Consider the following 18,580-nt stretch of genomic DNA (forward strand, 5'->3'; position numbering starts at 1 on the left):
CGCCGAGAGACCGTCCTGAACTGGGTACCTGACGGGAAAGTGAACGGCGGCCGACCGCGACGCGTCCGGCCGACGCGGACGGGGACGGCTTACGAGCGTCTTACGGCCGCCATGGCATATCTGATCCTGGAGAGTGAGGGGTTATGCGATGAGGGGCACACGGTGCGTGTTCTAGTCGTCGAGGACGAGCGGGTGCTCGCCGACGCGATCGCCACCGGCCTGCGCCGGGAGGCGCTGGCCGTGGACGTGGCCTACGACGGTGCCGGGGCGCTGGAGCGGGCGGGCGTCAACGAGTACGACGTGATCGTGCTCGACCGGGACCTGCCCCGGGTGCACGGCGACGACGTCTGCAAGCAGCTGGTCGCGCACCGCTACCCGGCGCGGATCATCATGCTCACAGCCGCGGGCGAGCTGGACGACCGGGTGGAGGGCCTGTCCATCGGCGCCGACGACTACCTGGCCAAGCCGTTCGCGTTCGCCGAGCTGATCGCCCGGGTGCGCGCGCTGGGCCGGCGCGCCTCCGCGCCGCTGCCGCCGGTGCTGGAGCGTTCGGGGATCACCCTCGATCCGGCGCGCCGCGAGGTGGCCCGCGACGATCGCGCGATCGAGCTGACCCGCAAGGAGTTCGCGGTGCTGGAGGTGCTGCTGAGCGCCGACGGCGCCGTGGTCAGCTCCGAGCAACTGCTGGAGAAGGCATGGGACGAGCACATCGACCCGTTCACGAACGTGGTCCGGGTCACGATGATGACGCTGCGCAAGAAGCTGGGCGAGCCGCCGGTGATCGAGACGGTGCCGGGAGTGGGGTACCGCCTGTGAGTTCCGATCCCGCGCCGGACAAGCCCGTCGCCGGTGCCGCCGGGGTGGCGGACCGTTCCGTCCCGGCCGGCGCGGCGCCGGCCGGCGGGATCCCCGCCGCGGGGCAAGGTGAAGGCGCCACCCTGCCGCCCGCCGGGGCCGCGCCGCCTGCCGGGACCGCGCCCCTTGCGGGGGCGGTGACGAGGCCCCACGCGGGCGGCGGAGCGGGCGGCCTGTTCGGCGGCCAGCCGTTCCGCGCGGACCTGCGCACCGCGATGCCCAGCAGGGTCAGCGTGCGGCTGCGGCTCACCGTCCTGTACGGCCTGGTGTTCTTCATGGCCGGGGCGCTGCTGCTGTTCGTGACCTACCTGCTGGTGGGGCAGATCCTCGACAAGGTCTTCCCGAACGGCTACATCATCTACACGCCCCAGGGCCCGCTCGACCCCGAGGCCCTCAAGGAGCTCACCATGCGCGAGCTGGTCGGGCGCTCGCTGGTGGCGCTGGCCGGGGTCGGGATCATCGCGCTGGTGGCCGGCTACTTCGTGGCCGACCGCGCGCTCGGCCCGCTGCAGCGGGTGACCACCACGGCCCGCCGGCTGTCGGAGAGCACGCTGCACGAGCGGATCGCGCTGGAGGGCCCGGACGACGAGATCAAGGAGCTGGCCGACACCTTCGACGCGATGCTGGAACGGCTCGGCCAGGCCTTCGACTCCCAGCGCCGCTTCGTCGCCAACGCCTCGCACGAGCTGCGCACCCCGCTGGCGATCAACCGGACGCTGCTGGAGGTGGCGCTGGGCGATCCGGAGGCCTCCGACGACCTGCGCACGGTCGGCCGCACGCTGCTGGCCACCAACGCCCGGCACGAGCGGCTGATCGAGGGCCTGCTGCTGCTGGCGCGCAGCGAGCGGGAGCTGACCGCGCGCAACCCGGTCGACCTGGCCGACGTCGCCGCCGCCGTGCTGGAGAACTCCGCCCGCCGCGCGGGCGAGCGCGAGCACGAGGTGTCCGTGCACCAGGAGCTGACCGGGGGCGCCACGCTGGGCGACCCGGTGCTGCTGGAGCACCTGGTGTCCAACCTGGTCGACAACGCGATCAAGCACAACGCCGACGGCGGCGAGGTGTGGGTCCGCACCGGGATCCTGGAGGGGCTGCCCGCGGTCCAGGTCGAGAACACCGGGCCGGTGGTGCCCGCCTACGAGGTGGACCGGCTGTTCGAGCCCTTCCGGCGGCTGAACTCCGACCGGGTCGAGTCGGCCAAGGGCGCCGGGCTGGGGCTGTCGATCGTCCGCTCGGTGGTGCTGGCGCACCGCGGATCCGTGCACGCGGCCCCACGCGCCGGAGGCGGCCTTGTGGTGACCGTACGGCTCCCACTGGGCCCGCCCCCTGGCACCGCCTCCTGACGCCGTTCCGCGGCCGTCCGGCGGCCTCTGAGGGGCGTTCGGGGACGGGGTTCAGGGCCCCGGCGCGGCGGTTGTCACTTGAAGGCGGCGGTGGCCAGCGTGGGATCGCCCTCGTAGTCCATCTCGAGCCGCACCAGCTTGTCGCTGCGCAGCGCCGCGGAGCCGGTGAACAGCAGCGGGATCAGGGCCATCTGGTCGAGTGCGACCCGCTCGGCGTCCCGCAGCTTGGTCAGGCGCGTGTTGGCGTCGGGCGCCTTCGAGGCATCCGAGATCAGCTGGTCGAACTGGGCGTTCCGCCATCCCGAGAAGTTCACGAGGCCGTTGTCGGCGGTGGCGAGTTGATCGCCCGCCAGCAGCGGGCGCATGAGGTTGTGGGCGGACGGATAGTCCGGCCGCCACGCGAACGCGGCCAGCCCCGAGGCGTCCTTGGCGGTGACCATGCCGGCGAACTTGCCGAAGCTGGGTTCGGTGGTGGTCTTCAGCTCGATCTGCCAGCCGAGGTTCTTGGTGAGCTGGCTCTGGATCAGGTCGCCCCAGCGTCGCTGGCTGGGGACTTCCCGCGTGTACAGCCGCACCTTCGTCCCGGGGCCCAGCGACGCCTCCTGGGCGAGCGTCCTGGCCCGCGCCGGGTCGTACCTGTCGCACGACGGGCACGTTCCGGCTCGCCCTCCGAACCCGGGGATCGCCGGCGGGACGATACCGGTCGCCGCCGGGTACGCGCCGCCGTACAGGGTGGTGCTCAGCGCCTTGCGGTCGATCGCGTAGGACACCGCGAGCCTGGCCTTGTCGGAGGCCATCGGGCCGCGCGTGGTGATCGGGGCCAGATAGTTCAGGCCGGACAGCGTCCGGGACACGAAGCCCTGGTCGCCGCGCGCGCCCGCCATGTTCGTGCTGTCGAGCGCCGCCCATTGGTACAGCCGGGCGCTGAAACCGGTCCGCGCCTTTTGCGTCGACTCCGTGGTGAGGTCGATGACGATCCGGTCGAGCTTGGCCTTGCCGAACGCCCAGGAGTCGTTGCGGACCAGCGTGAGGGTCCGGTCCTTGACGTAGGAGTCGACCTTGAACGGCCCGTTGCCGATGGGCTTGTCGTTGTAGGAGTCGTTGTCGGGCACGCCGGCGTTTCCGGGGACGGGGAACAGCATCGGGTCGCCGAGCTTCTGCGGGAACTCGCAGTCGGGCGACTTCAGGTCGACCTGGAAGCCCGGGCCGTACGAGCGCAGCCCGGAGATCGTGCCGGTCTTGCGGGTCGACGCCTCCTGGAAGCCGCGGATGTCGCCGATCAGCAGCGAGGCGAGCCCGGCCTGGGCCTGGGCGGCGCGTGTCCAGCCCCGGATGAACGACTCGGGTGTGACCGGTTCCCCGTTGCTGAACGTGGTGTTGGGGCGAAGCTGGATCTTCCAGCTCGTACAGGTGGCGTCCGGCGTGATGCCGGCGGCGAGCCGGTTCTGGAAGGTGCCGTTCGCGGACGGCTCGACCAGCCCGGTGAACAGCTGCTTGGCCACGAGGCGTTCGGTGCCGTACCCGGCGTTGGACGGCGACAGGCCCGTGTCGGTGGCCGAGACGGTGTTGAGCGCCATTCTGACCTCGCCGCCCGTCCGGCCCGTCCCGCCCGTCCGGCCGCCGGATCGGTCGCCGTCCCGCTGGAGCTGGAAGACGATCGTTGTGCCGATCAGGACGAGCGCGACGAGCGCGGCGCTCCCGGCACCGGCCAGGACCCCGATGCCGGGCTTCTTGCGGGTGCCGGGCCCGTTCCCCGTTCGCGGCGCGCCGCCCGGCCACGTGCCGGGAGGACCGCCCCACTGCTGCGGCTGCTGTTGCTGGAAAGGGGGCGGGGGCGGCCAGGCGTTCGGCTGCGGGAAGGGCGACGGGGACGGGGACGGGGAAGGGACCGCGGGCGGCGGCGGTGCGGTGGGGACCGCTCCCGAGACGGAGGCGAGCCTGATCCCGGTGTGGGTCGAGACGACCTCGGCCCCGTGATTGATGATCGCGTCGGGCTCGGCGTCGGCGCCGCCCTGTCCCGCGGCGGCGGCCTGCGGAAGGCTGCCGGCCAGGTTCAGCAGGTGGATGAGGACCTGCTGGGACGACGGCCGGTGCGCCGCCTGCTTGCTGAGGCACGACTGCACCAGCCCCCGGAGCGGCTCGGCCAGCGACCCCAGATCGGGCGGGAAGTTCAGGATGCGGTGCATGACCGCCGCGATGGAGTCCTGGCCGAACGCGGGCCGCCCCGTCGCCGCGTAGATCATCGTGGCGCCCCAGGCGAAGATGTCGGCCTGCGGCCCGATCGGCCCGCCGGAGATCTGCTCGGGGGCCATGTAGGCGGGCGTGCCCACGGCGGCGCTGGACAGCGTGCCGGTGGCGTCCAGCGCGCGGGCGATGCCGAAGTCGATCACCCGCGGGCCGTCCGGGGCCAGCAGCACGTTGGCGGGCTTGAAGTCGCGGTGCACCACGCCCGCCTGGTGGATCGCGGCCAGTGCGGTCATCGTGCCGATCGCCAGCCGGTCCAGGTCGGCGCCGGAACGGGGCCCCTCGGCGGTGAGCACCTCCGACAGCGACGGCCCTTCGATGTACTCGCTGACGATGTAGGGCCGGTCGCCCTCCACGTCGGAGTCCAGGATGCGGGCGGTGCAGAAGGCCGCCACGCGCTGCGCCACCCGCAGTTCCGCGGCGAACCGCGCGCGTGCCCGCGCGTCCCCGCTGAGCCGGGCGTGCAGCAGCTTGACCGCGACGCGCCGCACGTCCTCCGCGGGGGCGTCATCGGCGTCCGGCCGGTCCTCGCTCTCCGGCGGATCGTCCTGGGGTGACTCCTCGCCGAGGAAGACCGAGCCCTGGCCGCCCTCACCGAGCAGGCCCACCAGCCGGTACGGCCCCAGCCGGTCGGGATCACCCGGGCGCAGCGGGGCGATCTCGGGCATCGCTCTCCTCGGGGGGGCCGGGCGGGGACGCGTGCGAGGCGTCGCGGGAAGGGCGTCGAGAGGAAGATCGGTCAGAGGAAGATTAGCGGTGACCCGGCGCCGCGGGCGCCGGGTCACCGCCGATATCGATCAGTATCGGTCGATCAGTCCGGTCGGTCCGATCAGCTCGGACGGCCGGTCAGCTCTTGGTCACCGTCCCGAACGCCGCGGGCGAGGACTCGGTCTGGCGCTGCTTCCACTCCCACCGGAAGGTGGAGCCGGTGAAGCTGCGCATCGTCATGTACCCGGGCGCGCACGTGCTCTGGTCCTGCCCGGCCAGCGGCGTCTCGCGGTACTCGGCCCGTCCGGAGGCCTCGCTGCCCGACAGCAGCGAGAGCCGGGTCATGCAGGTCGGCCCGGTGGTGTAGGTGTAGGTCACCAGGCCGCTGCTGCCGAGCATCGAGAACCGGATCTGGAACGAGGAGCGGCCCGTCCCGGCGCCGGGCTGGAACCCGGTGCCCCGGTAGGTGCCGAGCACGCCGCTGCCCGAACCGCTGGTCGGCGGGGTGTACGAGTAGGTCGGCGTCGGCAGGCTGTACGGCTCGTCGTCGTCGCCGCCGCTGCTGGCGATCACGACGATCACGATCACCACGATCACCAGGACCGCCAGCACGGCGCAGCCGATCCCCAGGATCACCGGGGTGTTCGAGGACGACTGCCGCGGCGCCGGCCCCGGCGGGTAGGGCGGCCGCGGCCCCGGTCCCGGCATCCCGCCCTGCTGCATCGGCATCGGCGGCGGCGTCGACCCCTGCCCCTGGTACATCGGCATCGGCGGCGGGGTGATCGGCTGCGGCGGGGGAGTGTGCGGGCCGGGGGCGCCCTGGTGCATCGGCATCGGCGGCGGCGTGATGGGCTGCGGCGGCGGCGTGTGCTGCGGCGCCTGCGGCACCCGCGGCGGCGCCGGCATCTGCGCGGCGATCCGGGTGCCCTGGTTCAGCAGGTCCTCCTGGCCCGCCCCCGGGTTGGCCGGGGCCGCGCCGACATGGCCCAGCAGGTTCAGCAGCAGCTGCGCGGCAGGCGGGCGCAGGCCCGCGTCCTTGGACAGGCAGCGCCCGATCAGGTCGCGCAGCGGCCCGGCGGGCAGCGCCGACAGGTCCGGGTCCTCGTTCAGGATCCGGTTGATGATCACCGGCAGCGTGTCGGCCTCGAACGGCGACTGCCCGGTGCCCGCGAACACCATCGTCGCGCCCCAGGCGAAGATGTCGACCGCAGGCGTCAGCGGCGCGCCGGTCAGCTGCTCGGGCGCCAGGTAGCCGGGGGTGCCCACGACCATGCCGGTCGCGGTGACCGCGCTCTCCTGCGAGTTGACCGTGCGGGCGATGCCGAAGTCGACCACCCGCGGGCCGTCCGAGGCCAGCATGACGTTGTTGGGCTTGAAGTCGCGGTGGACGATCCCGGCCTCGTGGATCGCGGCCAGCGCGGTCACCGTGCCGATCGCCAGCCGCTCCAGCTCGGCGGCCCCGAGCGGGCCGTTGTGGGCGACCACGTCGTGCAGCGACGGACCGTCGATGAACTCGCTGACGACGTAGGGCTGGTCGCCGTGCAGGTCGGCTTCGAGCACCCGGGCGGTGCAGAACGGCTCGACCTTCTGCGCGGCGTTCACCTCCCGGGTGAACCGGGCACGCGCGGCCGGGTCGCTCGCCATCTGGGCGTGCAGCAGCTTGACGGCGACGTACCCGCCGTCCGGCGCCTTGCCGAGGAAGACCGCGCCCTGCCCGCCCGCGCCGAGCCGCCCGACGACCTCGTACTGACCAAGTGCCCGGGGATCGCCTGGCTCCAGCGGAGCGGCATCCGGCATTGTGATCCTCCAGTGACCCGCGGCGATGTCCCGCGTGTCGGTTCGTAAGCTTTCGTATGGGTCCGTGATGGGTGAGGTAAAGGTGGTTGCCGAGGGGGCCCGCGTCCTCCTACCTCAGGCGGGCACGATATCGCGTTACTTCTGACGTTTCACCGCAGCATCCGGTTCGCCGCCGTGCAGATTCCTTCCGTCCGTTGGCCGACCGCGGCCGGGTCGGCGCGCGCCGACCCCTCGGGACCGGTATGATCCCCGCCGCCGCGGGATGCCCGGGTGGGCGTCTCGGCCCAGATCAACGTCGTGACGGCCGCCCGATCCTGTGACGTGCGACACATCGTTGCGGGCGGGCCCCGGTGATCGGTGTCACCACTGGGAACCGTCGCGCCTCGTGTGTCGTACGCCACCGCCCGTGACAGAATTTCCCGCCCGGATCGGGCACAAGAACGGCCCCCCGTGCGTTAGATCCGCGCGACGGGGCGCATAAAGCACTGAGGGGGATGGAGATAGAAGATGGCGACCGACTACGACAGCCCGCGTAAGACTGACGACGACCTGAGCGAGGACAGCCTCCAGGAGCTCCAGGCGCGCCGGGCCGACAAGGCCGCGAGCATCATCGACGAGGACCTGGACGCCGGGGAGGTCGCCGAGCTGCCGGGCGCCGACCTGTCGAACGAGGAGCTGACCTTCCGGGTCGTCCCCCGCCAGGCCGACGAGTTCACCTGCACCCGCTGCTTCCTGGTGCACCACCGCAGCCAGCTGGCCACCGAGAAGAACGGCCAGCCGGTCTGCCGCGAGTGCGCCGCCTGATCGGGCGGCACACGTGGGAGAGCTCGAACGCCACGGGGACGACCACGGCGCGGAACGCGAACCCGACCTCGTTCCGGAGAGCGCCGACGGTTCCGCCGAGATCGGCGAGCTGATCGGGCGCCTCTCCGGCGGGGAGGACCTGGACCGTGAGACCCGCGGCCGCCTGCTGGGGCGGCTGGCCCGCTTGCTGGGCCAGCACGCGCGCAAGGCGGGCGCCGCGGGGGTGGCGCGCGGCCGCTGGCTGACCGAACTGCTGGTCGCCGCCGCACCGCACATCCCCGTCCGCGACCTGGAGACGCTCAGCGAGCACCATCACGGCCTGACCGGCGAGGAGCTGGCCGACAACGTGGTCCGGGTGGCCACCAACGCCACCACGGCGGTCGGCGCGGCCGCCGGCACGCTCGCGGCCGCCGAGTTCGCCGCGCCGCCGCTGCTGCTCACCGCGCCCGCGCAGCTGGCCGCCGAGACCCTGGTGGTCGCGGCCATCGAGGTCAAGATGATCGCCGAGCTGCACGAGGTCTACGGGGTGCGCGTGGACGGCTCGGGCGCCACCCGCGGGGCCGCGTTCCTCACCTCCTGGGCCAAGCAGCGCGGCATCAACCCGCTGGAGGCCGGCTCGTTCACCAGCGCGCTGGGGTCGGCCGCGAAGTCGGCCCTGCGCAAGCGGCTGCTGCGCGCGCTCGGCCGCAGCATGACCACGCTCGGGCCGTTCCTGACCGGCGCGGCCGCCGGCGCTGCGCTGAACCGCGCCGCCACCAAGGGCCTCGCCGCGGCGGTCCGCAAGGATCTGGCGGGCGACCTGGCGACCCCGGCGCCGCTGCCAGGCCCGTACCCCGCCCCGGCTCTGGGCCGCGGCAAGCAGCGCAGGCGCCGCCGCAAACCCTGACACCCCCGTCACGCTCGCACGCCCCGCCCGTCCCGTCCGTCCTGAGTGCCCCGCCTGGCCGTCCGGCCCGCTCCCGGCCCGCTTCCGTCCGTCCCCCGAACGGTGCCGTCAGGCGAACTCGAGCTCGCCCGCGACCGAGTCGCGGCCGGCCGGCCACAGGCCGAGCCGCGGCCCCTCGCGGAAGATCGCGGTGGCGAGCATCGTTGGTCGGTCCCTTCAGAGAGACCGGGACCGACCACGATGCGCGATCCGTCCCGGTGGGACGGATCAGACCTCGGCCTTCAGCTGCGAGGGCAGCTCGCCGGTCCCCCTGGCCCACTGCTTGGCCGCCGCCCGGGTGGCCAGCAGCCTGCCCACCTCCATGCCGATGCCCATCACCACGACCCACGCGACCGCCTCGCGCAGCGCGACCTCGGGGGACTCGGGATTGGTCGGCGGCTCCTTGCCGGTGCCCTTCTTCCAGGCGAGCGCGATCGCCTTCTTGGCGACGAAACCGCCCGCGAAGGCCGCGGCACCCGCCATGACCCGCCAGCCGAGATCGCCTCTGTCCGCCATGATCGTCCTTCCGTCGTCCACGTCCGACCGACGCTACCGGAACGGCGTCCCGCGGATGGCCTTTGCCATGCCCCCGGGCCGCGGGGTTAATCGGAGTGCGGAACGTCCGCGTGTCAATACCATTGGCGCATGACAGCCCAGCCGCGTACACCGAACGTTCCCGCCAAGCCCTCCCTGGACGGCCTGGAGGAGAAGTGGGTACGCCGCTGGGACGACGACGGCACCTACCGCTTCGACCGCACCAGGCCGCGAGCCGACGTCTACTCCATCGACACGCCGCCGCCCACGGTCAGCGGATCGCTGCACGTCGGGCACGTCTTCTCCTACACCCACACCGACGCCGTCGCGCGCTTCCAGCGGATGCGGGGACGCGCGGTCTTCTACCCGATGGGCTGGGACGACAACGGCCTGCCCACCGAGCGCCGCGTGCAGAACCACTTCGGCGTCCGCTGCGACCCGTCCCTGCCGTACGACGCCGGTTTCCAGCCGCCGGAGAAACCCGACCCCAAGCGGCAGATCCCGGTCAGCCGCCGCAACTTCATCGAACTGTGCGAGCGGCTCACCGAGGTCGACGAGAAGGCGTTCGAGGAGATGTGGCGCCGGGTCGGCCTGTCGGTCGACTGGGACCACCTCTACACCACGATCGGCGCCGACGCGCGGGCCGCGTCGCAGCGCGCCTTCCTGCGCAACCTGGCGCGGGGCGAGGCGTACGGCTCGGAGGCGCCGACGCTGTGGGACGTCACCTTCCGCACCGCCGTCGCCCAGGCCGAGCTGGAGGACCGCGACCACCCGGGCGCGTTCTACAAGATCCGTTTCCACGGGCCGGGGGACCGGCCGGTGCACATCGAGACGACCCGCCCCGAGCTGCTGCCCGCGTGCGTCGCGCTGGTCGCCCACCCCGACGACGAGCGCTACCGCGACCTGTTCGGCACGACCGTCCGCACGCCGCTGTTCGGCGTCGAGGTCCCGGTCGTCGCGCACCGGCTGGCCGAGCCCGGCAAGGGCACCGGCATCGCGATGATCTGCACCTTCGGCGACGTCACCGACGTGACCTGGTGGCGCGAGCTCGACCTGCCCACCCGCGCGGTCATCGGCTGGGACGGCCGGCTGGCCGCCGCGCCGCCCGCGGGCGTCCCCGCGCACCCCTACGACGAGCTGGCCGGCAAGACCGTCTTCTCGGCCAAGGAACGCGTCGTCGAGCTGCTGCGCGGCTCGGGCGACCTGGAGGGCGAGCCGCGCAAGGTCGTCCGGCCGGTGAAGTTCTACGAGAAGGGCAGCAAGCCGCTGGAGATCGTCACCACTCGGCAGTGGTACATCCGCAACGGCGGGCGCGACCGCGACCTGCGCGGGCGGCTGCTGGCCCGGGGCGGCGAGCTGGCCTGGCACCCGCCGTACATGCGGGCCCGGTACGAGAACTGGGTCGAGGGCCTCAACTCCGACTGGCTGATCTCCCGGCAGCGGTTCTTCGGCGTTCCGATCCCGGTCTGGTACCGGCTGGACGAGGCCGGCGACCCGCTCTACGACGACCCGATCGTCCCGGCCGAGGGCGCGCTTCCGGTCGATCCGTCCTCCGACGCCCCGCCCGGCTTCACCGAGGACCAGCGCGGCAAGCCCAGCGGTTTCGCCGGCGATCCCGACGTGATGGACACCTGGGCGACCTCGTCGCTGACGCCGCAGATCGCGGGCGGCTGGGAGCGGGACCCCGACCTGTTCTCCCGTGTCTTCCCCTACGACCTGCGCCCGCAGGCGCACGACATCATCCGCACCTGGCTGTTCGCCACGGTCGTCCGCGCGCATCTGGAGCACGGCACGCTGCCCTGGACCGGCACCGCGCTGTCGGGCTGGATCCTGGACCCCGACCGCAAGAAGATGTCCAAGTCCAAGGGCAACGTCGTCACGCCGATCGCGCTGCTGGAGGAGTACGGCTCCGACGCCGTCCGCTACTGGTCGGCCAACGGCCGGCCGGGCACCGACACCGCGTTCGACATCGGGCAGATCAAGGTCGGCCGGCGGCTGGCGATCAAGATCCTGAACGCCTCGAAGTTCGTCCTGGGGCTGGGCGAGGCCGCGCCGGACGCGGCCGTCACCGAGCCGCTCGACCTGTCGATGCTGGCCGTCCTCGCCGGTGTCGTCGACGAGGCGACGGAGGCGTACGAGGGCTACGACTACACGCGCGCGCTGGAACGCGCCGAGCGTTTCTTCTGGGAGTTCTGCGACGACTATCTGGAGTTGGTGAAGGCCCGCGCGTACGGGGACGGCCCCGAGGCGCAGTCGGCCCGTGCCGCGCTCCGCACCGCGCTGTCGGTCCTGCTGCGCCTGTTCGCACCGGTCCTGCCGTTCGTCACCGAGGAGGTCTGGTCGTGGTGGCGGGACGGCTCGGTGCATCGCGCCGCGTGGCCGGATGCGGCCGGGTTGCCGTCCGGCGGTGATCCGGAGGTGCTGGCGGTGACCGCGGGGGTGCTGCGCCAGGTCCGCAAGGCCAAGTCGGAGGCCAAGGCGTCGATGCGGGCGGACGTGACGCGCGCAGTCGTCCGCGGGGCCGCGACGGGCCGTATCGCCCGCGGCGACCTGATCTCGGCGGGGCGCATCGCCGACCTGTCGGTGGAGGAGTCCCAGGACGACCTGGCCGTGGACGTCGCCCTGGCCTGAGCGGGCGGCTCCTGGCATCCGTCGGTGTGTACCGAATGACATTCGGCCGACCCGGGGTTAGCGTAAGCGAACGCTGATCGTCGTGTTCGGAGGAGCGTCACGTGACGGATCTGGACGAGTACGGGCGCACGGCCCGGGCCTGGCTGGAGGAGCATGCCGGGGACCTGCCCCGCGAGCCCGGTCTCGCGGCCGCCAAGGCCTTCATGGCCGCGCTGTACGACGCCGGGTACTCCGGCATCACCTGGCCCGCGGAGTACGGCGGGCAGGGGCTGAGCGCGGCCGAGGAGCGCGCCTTCCAGGAGGCGGCGCGGGAGGTGACACTGCCGGTCGGGGTGTTCGGCATCGGCCTGGGGATGTGCGGGCCGACGCTGCTGTCGATCGGCACCGAGGAGCAGAAACGCCGGTACGTCAGGCCGCTGCTGCGCGGCGAGGAGATCTGGTGCCAGATGTTCTCCGAGCCGGGCGCGGGCTCGGACGTGGCCTCGCTGCAGACCCGCGCAGTCCGCGACGGGGACGTCTGGGTGGTCAACGGCCAGAAGGTGTGGACCACGGGGGCCAGGCAGGCCGACTTCGGGCTGCTGATCGCGCGCACCGACCCGGACGTGCCCAAGCACCAGGGCATCACGATGTTCGTGGTCGACATGCACGACCCGGGCGTGACGGTGCGGCCGCTGCGCGACATGACCGGCGGGGCGCACTTCAACGAGATCTTCCTCGACGACGTGCGGATCGCCGCCGACCACGTGGTGGGGGAGGTGAACGGCGGCTGGGCGGCGGCGGTGACCACGCTGCTGCACGAGCGCGTGTCGATCGGGATGGGCGCCGCCCGGACCGAGCGGCCCGCCTCGTTCGCCGTCCTGGCCCGGGCCGCGCGGGCGCGGGGCCTCCTGGACGATCCGGCGGTACGCGACCAGCTGGTGGACCTCTACCTGCGGGAACGGGCGTTCGACCTGTTCAGCGCACGGCTCTCGCAGGAGGTGAAGGCGGGCGTCGAGCCGGGCGCGCGCGGCTCGATCGCCAAGCTGCTGCTGGCCGAGCTGACCCTGGCCGGGCCCGACGTCGCGAGCGAGGTGCTCGGCACGGAGGCGGTCGCCTACGACGCCGAGCGAGAGGCCGGAGGCGAGGCCGGAGACGCGGACGGCGGCAGGATCGCCGCCGCGCTGTCGTTCGCCCCGGGCATGGCGCTGGGCGGCGGCACCAACGAGATCATGCGCAACATCATCGGCGACCGGGTGCTGGGGCTGCCCCGCGAGCCGCAGGTGGACCGCACGGTGCCGTTCCGCGATCTCAAGGTCGGCACCCAGGCGAAGGAGGCGGGCAGGTGAGACTGATCCGCGGCGACGAGCAGCGGGAACTGGCCGAGTCCGTACGGGCCTTCCTGGCGGACACCGCGCCGATCGCGCGGGTGCGCGAGACCGCCGAGTCGCCGGAGCCGTACGACCGGCGGGTGTGGGAGCGGATGACCGGCGAGCTGGGGCTGGCCGGGCTGGCGGTGCCCGAGGAGTTCGGCGGCGCCGGCGCGGGCCACGGCGAGGTCGCCGTGGTGATGGAGGAGCTGGGGGCGGCGCTGACGCCTTCTCCGTACCTCGCCTCGGCGGTGCTGGCCGCGAACGTCCTGCTCCAGTCGGGCGACCGGGAGGCGGTCAAGGCCTATCTGCCCGGGATCGCGTCCGGCGGCACGGTGGCGACCTTCGCCGTCCCGGTGCTCGGTGAGGAGACCGCGGGGGCGCGTCCGGCGGCGGGCGGCGGCCATGAGCTGCACGGCGTCCTGCCGCACGTCCTGAACGGCGCGGAAGCCGATCTGATCGTGGTCCCGGCGGCCGTGGCCGGCGGTGAGGGGGAGCGGGGACTGTACGCGCTGGGGCTCTTCGCGGTCGAGGCGGGCGCGGGTGGTCGGTCGCAGGGCCTCACCCGCAAGCCGCTGACCACGCTCGACCTGACCCGTCCGCAGGCACGGCTGGAGTTCGACGGCGTCCAGGCCCGGCGGATCGGCCCCGCCGACGCGGGGGAGGCGATCCGCCGGACGCTGGACCTGGCCGCAGTGGCGCTGGCCGCCGAGCAGCTCGGCGGGCTCCGCCGGTGCCTCGACACGATCGTCGAGTACGCGAAGCTGCGCGTGCAGTTCGGCCGTTTCGTGGGCTCGTTCCAGGCCGTCAAGCACAAGCTGGCGGACATGCGGTGCGTTCTCGAACAGGCCGAGTCGATCGTCCGGTACGCGGCATGGGCCGCCGATGAAAGCCCGGACGAGTTGCCCCTGGCTGCGGCGACGGCCCAGTCGTACCTGGGCCGCGCCTATTTCCAGGTGGCCAAGGACCATCTGCTCCTGCACGGCGGAATCGGCTTCACCTGGGAGCACGACGCGCACCTCTACTACAAGCGCGCGAAGACGGCGCAATTGCTGCTGGGATCCCCGCGGCACCACCGCGCCACCCTGGCGGAAAGGCTGGGCCTGCTGGGCTGAGGCGGTGTCAGGCGGCCGCGACGACGCGGCGGTGCAGGATCGCCCGTTCCGCGGCCGCCCACGCCGTCGAGGTCAGCAGGTAGACGCCCGCCGCCAGCGGGACGAAGGCCGCGAACGCGACCGTGCCGAACGGCAGCAGCCGCGCCACGTTCCCCAGCGGCCCCTCGGCCGTCACCCGCCGCGACGACCACCACGCCACCAGGGCCAGCAGGACGAGCAGGACGAGGAACACCAGCGAGCCGGACGACAGCAGCCCGACGCTCAGCAGGTTCTGGCCGAGCGGCACGCCAAGCAGGTTGTGCGCCAGGAGAAGGTTCTGGTGCCCGGCGACGGTCGCGGAGATGAAGAGCTGGTACATGACGGCGAAGAACGGCCACTGGGCCAGGGCGGGCAGGCACCCGGTGAAAGGCGACGTCCCCTCGGCCGCGTAGAGGGCTGCCAGTTCCTTGCGCAGCCGTTCCGGATCGCGGGCGTGCTTCTCCTGGACGGCCCGCAGCTTCGGCGCGAGCCGCAGCCGGGCCCGTTCGCCGCGGGCCTGGACGACGGCCAGCGGGACCAGCAGCAGCCGCACGGCGGCGGTGAAGAGGACGATCGCAGCGGTGGCGGCCAGGCCGCCTGTTACGGGGGTGAGCGCGTCGGCCAGCGAGCCGATCAGGTCGTGCGTGATGGACACGGGGACGTCGAGCAGGAACATGGCGAGCCTTCCGGGGGAGAGGGAGAACGACTAGATGGTCGTGGTCTCCAGCCCGGGGGCTCTGGGACGGGGCCGGCCCGCGGCGTCCGGATCGCGCTGCGGGAGGAAGGCCGTGCGGAGGGTGCGTTCCCGGAGGGTCGTGCGGACTCCGGCCGGGGACTCGTGAGGGGCGCCGTGCACCACGAAGCGAGTGGCCAGCAGGAGCAACCCCACCACGGCGAGGGCCGCGGCGCTCATAGCCGGGCTCTGCCCGAAGAAGAAATCCGCCACGACGAGCAGCAGTGGCGGCAACAACACGGCTGAGCCTTCCTAAGTGGGGCCGGTGCACAGAGTGGGGCCGGTGCACAGCGGGCCAGTTACACCCCCATCGACGCCTGATATGCCCCCAGAGTTCCCTGCCGGGTTCAAAGACTTCCGGACAGGAGGAAGAGGATGGCCAGGGTCGTTGGGAGGGTCAGGGCCGTGGTCTTGGTGATCCAGGGGATCCGCTGGCCGATGACGGCGGGACGTTCGGGGTCTTGGGACGCGTAGGTGAGGGCCGCGCTCAAGGCCCGGCCCGCTCCGAATGCGGTTCCCGCTAGGAGCGTGGGGAGGAGTGCTTGGTGGCTGAGCAGGAGTCCTAGAGCGAGCACATAGGGGGCGCTGGCCGACACGTAGGTCCGTACGCCCATGCCCAGTTCGAAACCGAATTGCAGGGAGCCACGCCTCAGGCGGAATTGCAGGACTTCCTGCGGGATCTGCCGGGCGTTCTGTGGGAGCGGCAGGTGGACGACGCCGAATTCGCGTGCGGCACCCAGCAGCGCGATCGCGAGGATGGCAGCGATGCGCACGGACGAAGACAGCGGCGCGGCCAGGCCGGACAGGAGCCATATCGCCGTGGCGCTGAGAGAGCCCCCGAGCAACAGTCCGAGGGTGAAAACGGCCAGGACCTCGCCCTGCCGTACCGGAGCCCGCCAACCTGGCGAGAACAGCACCGATTCGCTGTTACGCGTTCAAACCGAGCCGGAGAGCGAGTAGCCGGCCAGTGCGGCTACCGCGGCCCAGCACAGCTGGGGCGCGTCCAGGGCGGCCGCTGCGACCGTCAGGAGGGACAGAGCCGCGACGGGCAGCAGCGGTTCGGTGAGACCCCGGCGGAGGCGCGTCGCCGTCAGTTGCGGCATGACGTCGCCTTACGGCAGATGGTCTTGTACCAGTTGCCGCGCTTGGACTTCTTCCAGCCGTCGTGGCAACGCCACGTGACGCCTTTCTTGCAACTGCCGCAGCGGGCCGAGTACGACCAGAGCCACCCGTCCCATCCGCTGCCGTAGCACTGTCCCGGACGGAGCTTGTAGCGGCCAGGGTCGGAGACGCCCGACTTATGGAAGCCCTTGTACTTGCCGCTCGTACGGCAGCAGACCGAGCACACCAGGCTCGGCCCGCAGCCGGGTGAGCAGTTGTGGTTGCTCGCGTACGACGGGCAGCGCGCGTAGATGTCGTAGTAGCCGCGCATGCTGAACCCTGCGGCGATGGCCTGCCGGGCGGGCGGGAAGACGCCGAGCGCGTTGAGCCCGGCCGTGGCCCCCGCGGCGGCCAGCCCCGCCAGGACGTTGCGCCGCGCGGGACGCGGCCTCGGCCCCGCACCGCGACCGCGGCGGCGGACGCGTTCGGCCCCGGTGGGACGGGGGCCGTGCAGCGGCGGGACGTCCTCGAGCTTGATCATCGCGTTGCCTCCGGTTCCATCAACTCGCGCAGGGCCTCGGGGGAGCCGACCGGTTCGGCGGCGCGGACCCGTCCGGAGGCGTCCACGACCACGGCGAACGGGGTGGCGGGCACCCCGTAGGACACGAACAGGCCGTCCCGCTCATCCGTGAGCACGGTCCCGCCCGTCCAACTGGTCCCGCCGACGCCATCGGGCGCCGGGCCGGAGAAGATCGCCGAGACCCGGCCGGCCGCGTCCGGCACGACGGAATCCAGAACCTCCGCGCACACCCCGCACTCGCGGTCGAGGAAGAGCAGCAGCCCCGGGCCGAGGCGGTCGAACTCGGGCGCGGACGAGCCCGGCCGCGGGCCGAGCATCTCGCGGCGGGCCGGACCGGCGCCCCCGCTCAGCGCGTGCACCTGCCGGACGAGCCCGGCGACCACCAGCGAGAGCAGCAGGATCGCGGCCCAGGAGAGCAGGATCGCGCTGGTCTGGAAGCTCATGCGGCCGTTCTCCTCGCTACTGATGACTACTGACTGCTAAAGCCGACTGCGGGGGATGTTCCGGGCGCCCGCTCCTCCAGCGCCTCGGGAAGCGTCCACAGGATGACCGCGAACGACAGCCCGGCCAGGCCGATGATCGCCGTCTCGGCGCCCGGCTGGGCGGCGGGCGGTCCCCAGACGGCCCCGGCGGCGGCCAGCGCCGAGAGCACGGCGGCGCGCGCCGCCACCCAGCTCGTCATGGGCGAGGCGAGGGAGCCGGTGCAGCCGCAGGGCGCCGACGGCCGGGTGCGGGTCACGCTCGCCCCGTACGCCGCGTACGCGACGAGCAGAACGGCGGCGGCGCCGAGCGCGGCGCGCAGCAGGGCGTCGCGGCCGAGGAGCAGGCCGCCGGCCGCCGTCACGCCCGTCCCGCCCTCGGCGGTGACGGCGAGCGCGGCGACCGGCCCGGTCAGGCGGCGCGGCAGCACCCGCTGCATTCGCAGCGCGGTCGAGAGCAGCCGCGGGCGGCGGGCGTGCCCGGCGAACGCGGCGAGCATGATCAGGGGGATCGTCACCGCGGCGACCCCTGCCACCGGAGCGTTCATGTGCGGACCGTCTCCACCGCCAGCGTGGCCAGCCGCCCCGGCACCTCCCGCACCCGGTCCTCCTCCGGCAGCACCGTCACCAGCAGGGAGCGGGTCGCCAGCAGGAAGTAGGGGCCCTGGCCCTCGACGGTGTCCTGGAAGAGCTCGCCACCGGCCACCCGCGCGCCGCGCCAGGGCGGCAGCCGCCGCCGGGTGCGGCCGTTCAGCGCGGTGATCTCCAGCAGGCCCAGCTCCGGGACCTCCTTGACCAGCTCCGCCGGGTCCGGGCGGGTGGCCCGCCCGTGCGGCCGGACGGTCATCCCGTCGTCGTGCTCGGTGAGCCGGAGGGTGCTGAAGAAGGCCACCGCGTCGGACGGGCGCCCGTGGTAGAGGTGCGTGAAGACCGCGTGCCGGCGGCCCTCCCAGACGGCGGCGAGCACCGGGTCGCTCACCCGGGTCTCGGGGTCGCCGGCCGTGGCGCGCCCCACCCGCAGCCGCCCGCCCTGCACGCGGAACTCCTGGTCGAACCGTTCGACGCCGATGTCCTCGGCCCAGGCGCGGGCGTCCGAGCGGGTGCCGGCGGAGATCTCGTGGAGCCGGCCGCCGTCGGCGATCCGGGCGACGGAGGTGACGGGGCGGCCCAGCTCGTGCGGGCCCCGAAGCCGTACCCGCGTGCCGTCCAGGGACCGGTGGGTGACGTCTCTCATCGTCTGGGACCCTCCGCACGAAAGGTACGATCGGCGACTCCTCTGACGCTACGCGTCCAACGCCACTCGTGGGGTAAACGTGCCGAAGGTGGTCAGTCAAGACCCGTTCGTGTGCGGACTCGCCCATTACGCCGCC

18 protein-coding genes are annotated in these 18,580 nt (G+C 72.9%); 7 read left to right on the forward strand and 11 right to left on the reverse strand.

The window, feature by feature from the left end; all coding sequences use genetic code 11:
* Window positions 1–162 precede the first annotated feature (162 nt).
* Window positions 163–816, forward strand: coding sequence for a response regulator transcription factor (locus ABD340_RS12825; RefSeq protein ID WP_344589079.1), 654 nt, complete (start codon window positions 163–165; stop codon window positions 814–816).
* Window positions 813–2,195: a sensor histidine kinase gene (locus ABD340_RS12830; protein WP_344589080.1), complete on the forward strand. Its 1,383-nt coding sequence runs from the start codon at window positions 813–815 to the stop codon at window positions 2,193–2,195. Before ABD340_RS12825 ends, ABD340_RS12830 begins: the two co-directional genes overlap by 4 nt.
* A gap of 74 nt (window positions 2,196–2,269) precedes the next feature.
* On the opposite strand, the gene ABD340_RS12835 is transcribed toward ABD340_RS12830, so the two are convergent.
* Window positions 2,270–5,107, reverse strand: coding sequence for an ABC transporter substrate-binding protein (locus tag ABD340_RS12835; protein WP_344589081.1), 2,838 nt, complete (start codon window positions 5,105–5,107; stop codon window positions 2,270–2,272).
* A gap of 178 nt (window positions 5,108–5,285) precedes the next feature.
* The gene (locus ABD340_RS12840) at window positions 5,286–6,944 is read right to left on the reverse strand and encodes a serine/threonine-protein kinase (protein WP_344589082.1); all 1,659 of its coding nucleotides are present in this window, start codon (window positions 6,942–6,944) and stop codon (window positions 5,286–5,288) included.
* A 507-nt stretch (window positions 6,945–7,451) separates the two neighbouring features.
* Here ABD340_RS12840 and ABD340_RS12845 point away from each other — a divergent pair.
* Both ABD340_RS12845 and ABD340_RS12850 read left to right on the forward strand, forming a co-directional pair.
* Window positions 7,452–7,748: a DUF4193 domain-containing protein gene (locus tag ABD340_RS12845; RefSeq protein ID WP_117404125.1), complete on the forward strand. Its 297-nt coding sequence runs from the start codon at window positions 7,452–7,454 to the stop codon at window positions 7,746–7,748.
* A 13-nt stretch (window positions 7,749–7,761) separates the two neighbouring features.
* Window positions 7,762–8,634, forward strand: a complete 873-nt coding sequence (locus ABD340_RS12850) for a hypothetical protein (protein ID WP_425547340.1) — start codon at window positions 7,762–7,764, stop codon at window positions 8,632–8,634.
* A gap of 267 nt (window positions 8,635–8,901) precedes the next feature.
* Here the strand turns inward: ABD340_RS12850 and ABD340_RS12855 are convergent, their stop codons facing one another.
* Entirely contained in the window at window positions 8,902–9,189 is a 288-nt protein-coding gene (locus ABD340_RS12855; protein WP_344589083.1) for a DUF4235 domain-containing protein, read from the reverse strand.
* Between the two features lie 129 nt (window positions 9,190–9,318).
* Here ABD340_RS12855 and valS point away from each other — a divergent pair, with 129 nt between their 5' ends.
* The 3 genes from valS to ABD340_RS12870 all read left to right on the forward strand — a co-directional run bounded on the left by valS (window position 9,319) and on the right by ABD340_RS12870 (window position 14,299).
* A complete protein-coding gene (gene valS, locus ABD340_RS12860) occupies window positions 9,319–11,838 on the forward strand; it encodes a valine--tRNA ligase (protein ID WP_344589084.1) in 2,520 nt (839 codons plus the stop codon).
* A gap of 101 nt (window positions 11,839–11,939) precedes the next feature.
* Window positions 11,940–13,163 carry an acyl-CoA dehydrogenase family protein gene (locus ABD340_RS12865; RefSeq protein ID WP_344589085.1) on the forward strand — a complete coding sequence of 408 codons (1,224 nt, stop codon included), beginning with the start codon at window positions 11,940–11,942 and terminating at the stop codon, window positions 13,161–13,163.
* On the forward strand, window positions 13,160–14,299 hold the full coding sequence (locus tag ABD340_RS12870; protein ID WP_344589086.1) for an acyl-CoA dehydrogenase family protein: 1,140 nt from the start codon (window positions 13,160–13,162) through the stop codon (window positions 14,297–14,299). Before ABD340_RS12865 ends, ABD340_RS12870 begins: the two co-directional genes overlap by 4 nt.
* Window positions 14,300–14,306: 7 nt before the next feature.
* Here ABD340_RS12870 and ABD340_RS12875 read toward each other — a convergent pair whose 3' ends face one another.
* From ABD340_RS12875 to ABD340_RS12910, 8 genes are all read right to left on the reverse strand, one after another.
* A complete protein-coding gene (locus tag ABD340_RS12875; protein ID WP_344589087.1) occupies window positions 14,307–14,993 on the reverse strand; it encodes a YidC/Oxa1 family membrane protein insertase in 687 nt (228 codons plus the stop codon).
* Between the two features lie 30 nt (window positions 14,994–15,023).
* Window positions 15,024–15,290 (reverse strand): DUF6412 domain-containing protein, encoded by a 267-nt coding sequence (locus ABD340_RS12880; protein WP_344589088.1) that lies wholly within the window; start codon window positions 15,288–15,290, stop codon window positions 15,024–15,026.
* 107 nt (window positions 15,291–15,397) lie between these two features.
* A complete protein-coding gene (locus tag ABD340_RS12885; protein ID WP_344589089.1) occupies window positions 15,398–15,967 on the reverse strand; it encodes a hypothetical protein in 570 nt (189 codons plus the stop codon).
* An 18-nt stretch (window positions 15,968–15,985) separates the two neighbouring features.
* Window positions 15,986–16,153 carry a hypothetical protein gene (locus ABD340_RS12890; protein ID WP_344589090.1) on the reverse strand — a complete coding sequence of 56 codons (168 nt, stop codon included), beginning with the start codon at window positions 16,151–16,153 and terminating at the stop codon, window positions 15,986–15,988.
* Window positions 16,141–16,692, reverse strand: coding sequence for a hypothetical protein (locus ABD340_RS12895; protein ID WP_344589091.1), 552 nt, complete (start codon window positions 16,690–16,692; stop codon window positions 16,141–16,143). Before ABD340_RS12895 ends, ABD340_RS12890 begins: the two co-directional genes overlap by 13 nt.
* Window positions 16,689–17,174 carry a hypothetical protein gene (locus ABD340_RS12900; RefSeq protein ID WP_344589092.1) on the reverse strand — a complete coding sequence of 162 codons (486 nt, stop codon included), beginning with the start codon at window positions 17,172–17,174 and terminating at the stop codon, window positions 16,689–16,691. The genes ABD340_RS12895 and ABD340_RS12900 overlap by 4 nt, the downstream gene beginning before the upstream one ends.
* Before the next feature lie 26 nt (window positions 17,175–17,200).
* Window positions 17,201–17,758, reverse strand: a complete 558-nt coding sequence (locus tag ABD340_RS12905; protein ID WP_344589093.1) for a MauE/DoxX family redox-associated membrane protein — start codon at window positions 17,756–17,758, stop codon at window positions 17,201–17,203.
* A complete protein-coding gene (locus ABD340_RS12910) occupies window positions 17,755–18,444 on the reverse strand; it encodes a hypothetical protein (protein WP_344589094.1) in 690 nt (229 codons plus the stop codon). The genes ABD340_RS12905 and ABD340_RS12910 overlap by 4 nt, the downstream gene beginning before the upstream one ends.
* Between the last annotated feature and the right edge of the window lie 136 nt (window positions 18,445–18,580).

The sequence above is a fragment of the Actinomadura vinacea genome (genome assembly GCF_039532545.1).
Lineage (GTDB): Bacteria > Actinomycetota > Actinomycetes > Streptosporangiales > Streptosporangiaceae > Spirillospora > Spirillospora vinacea.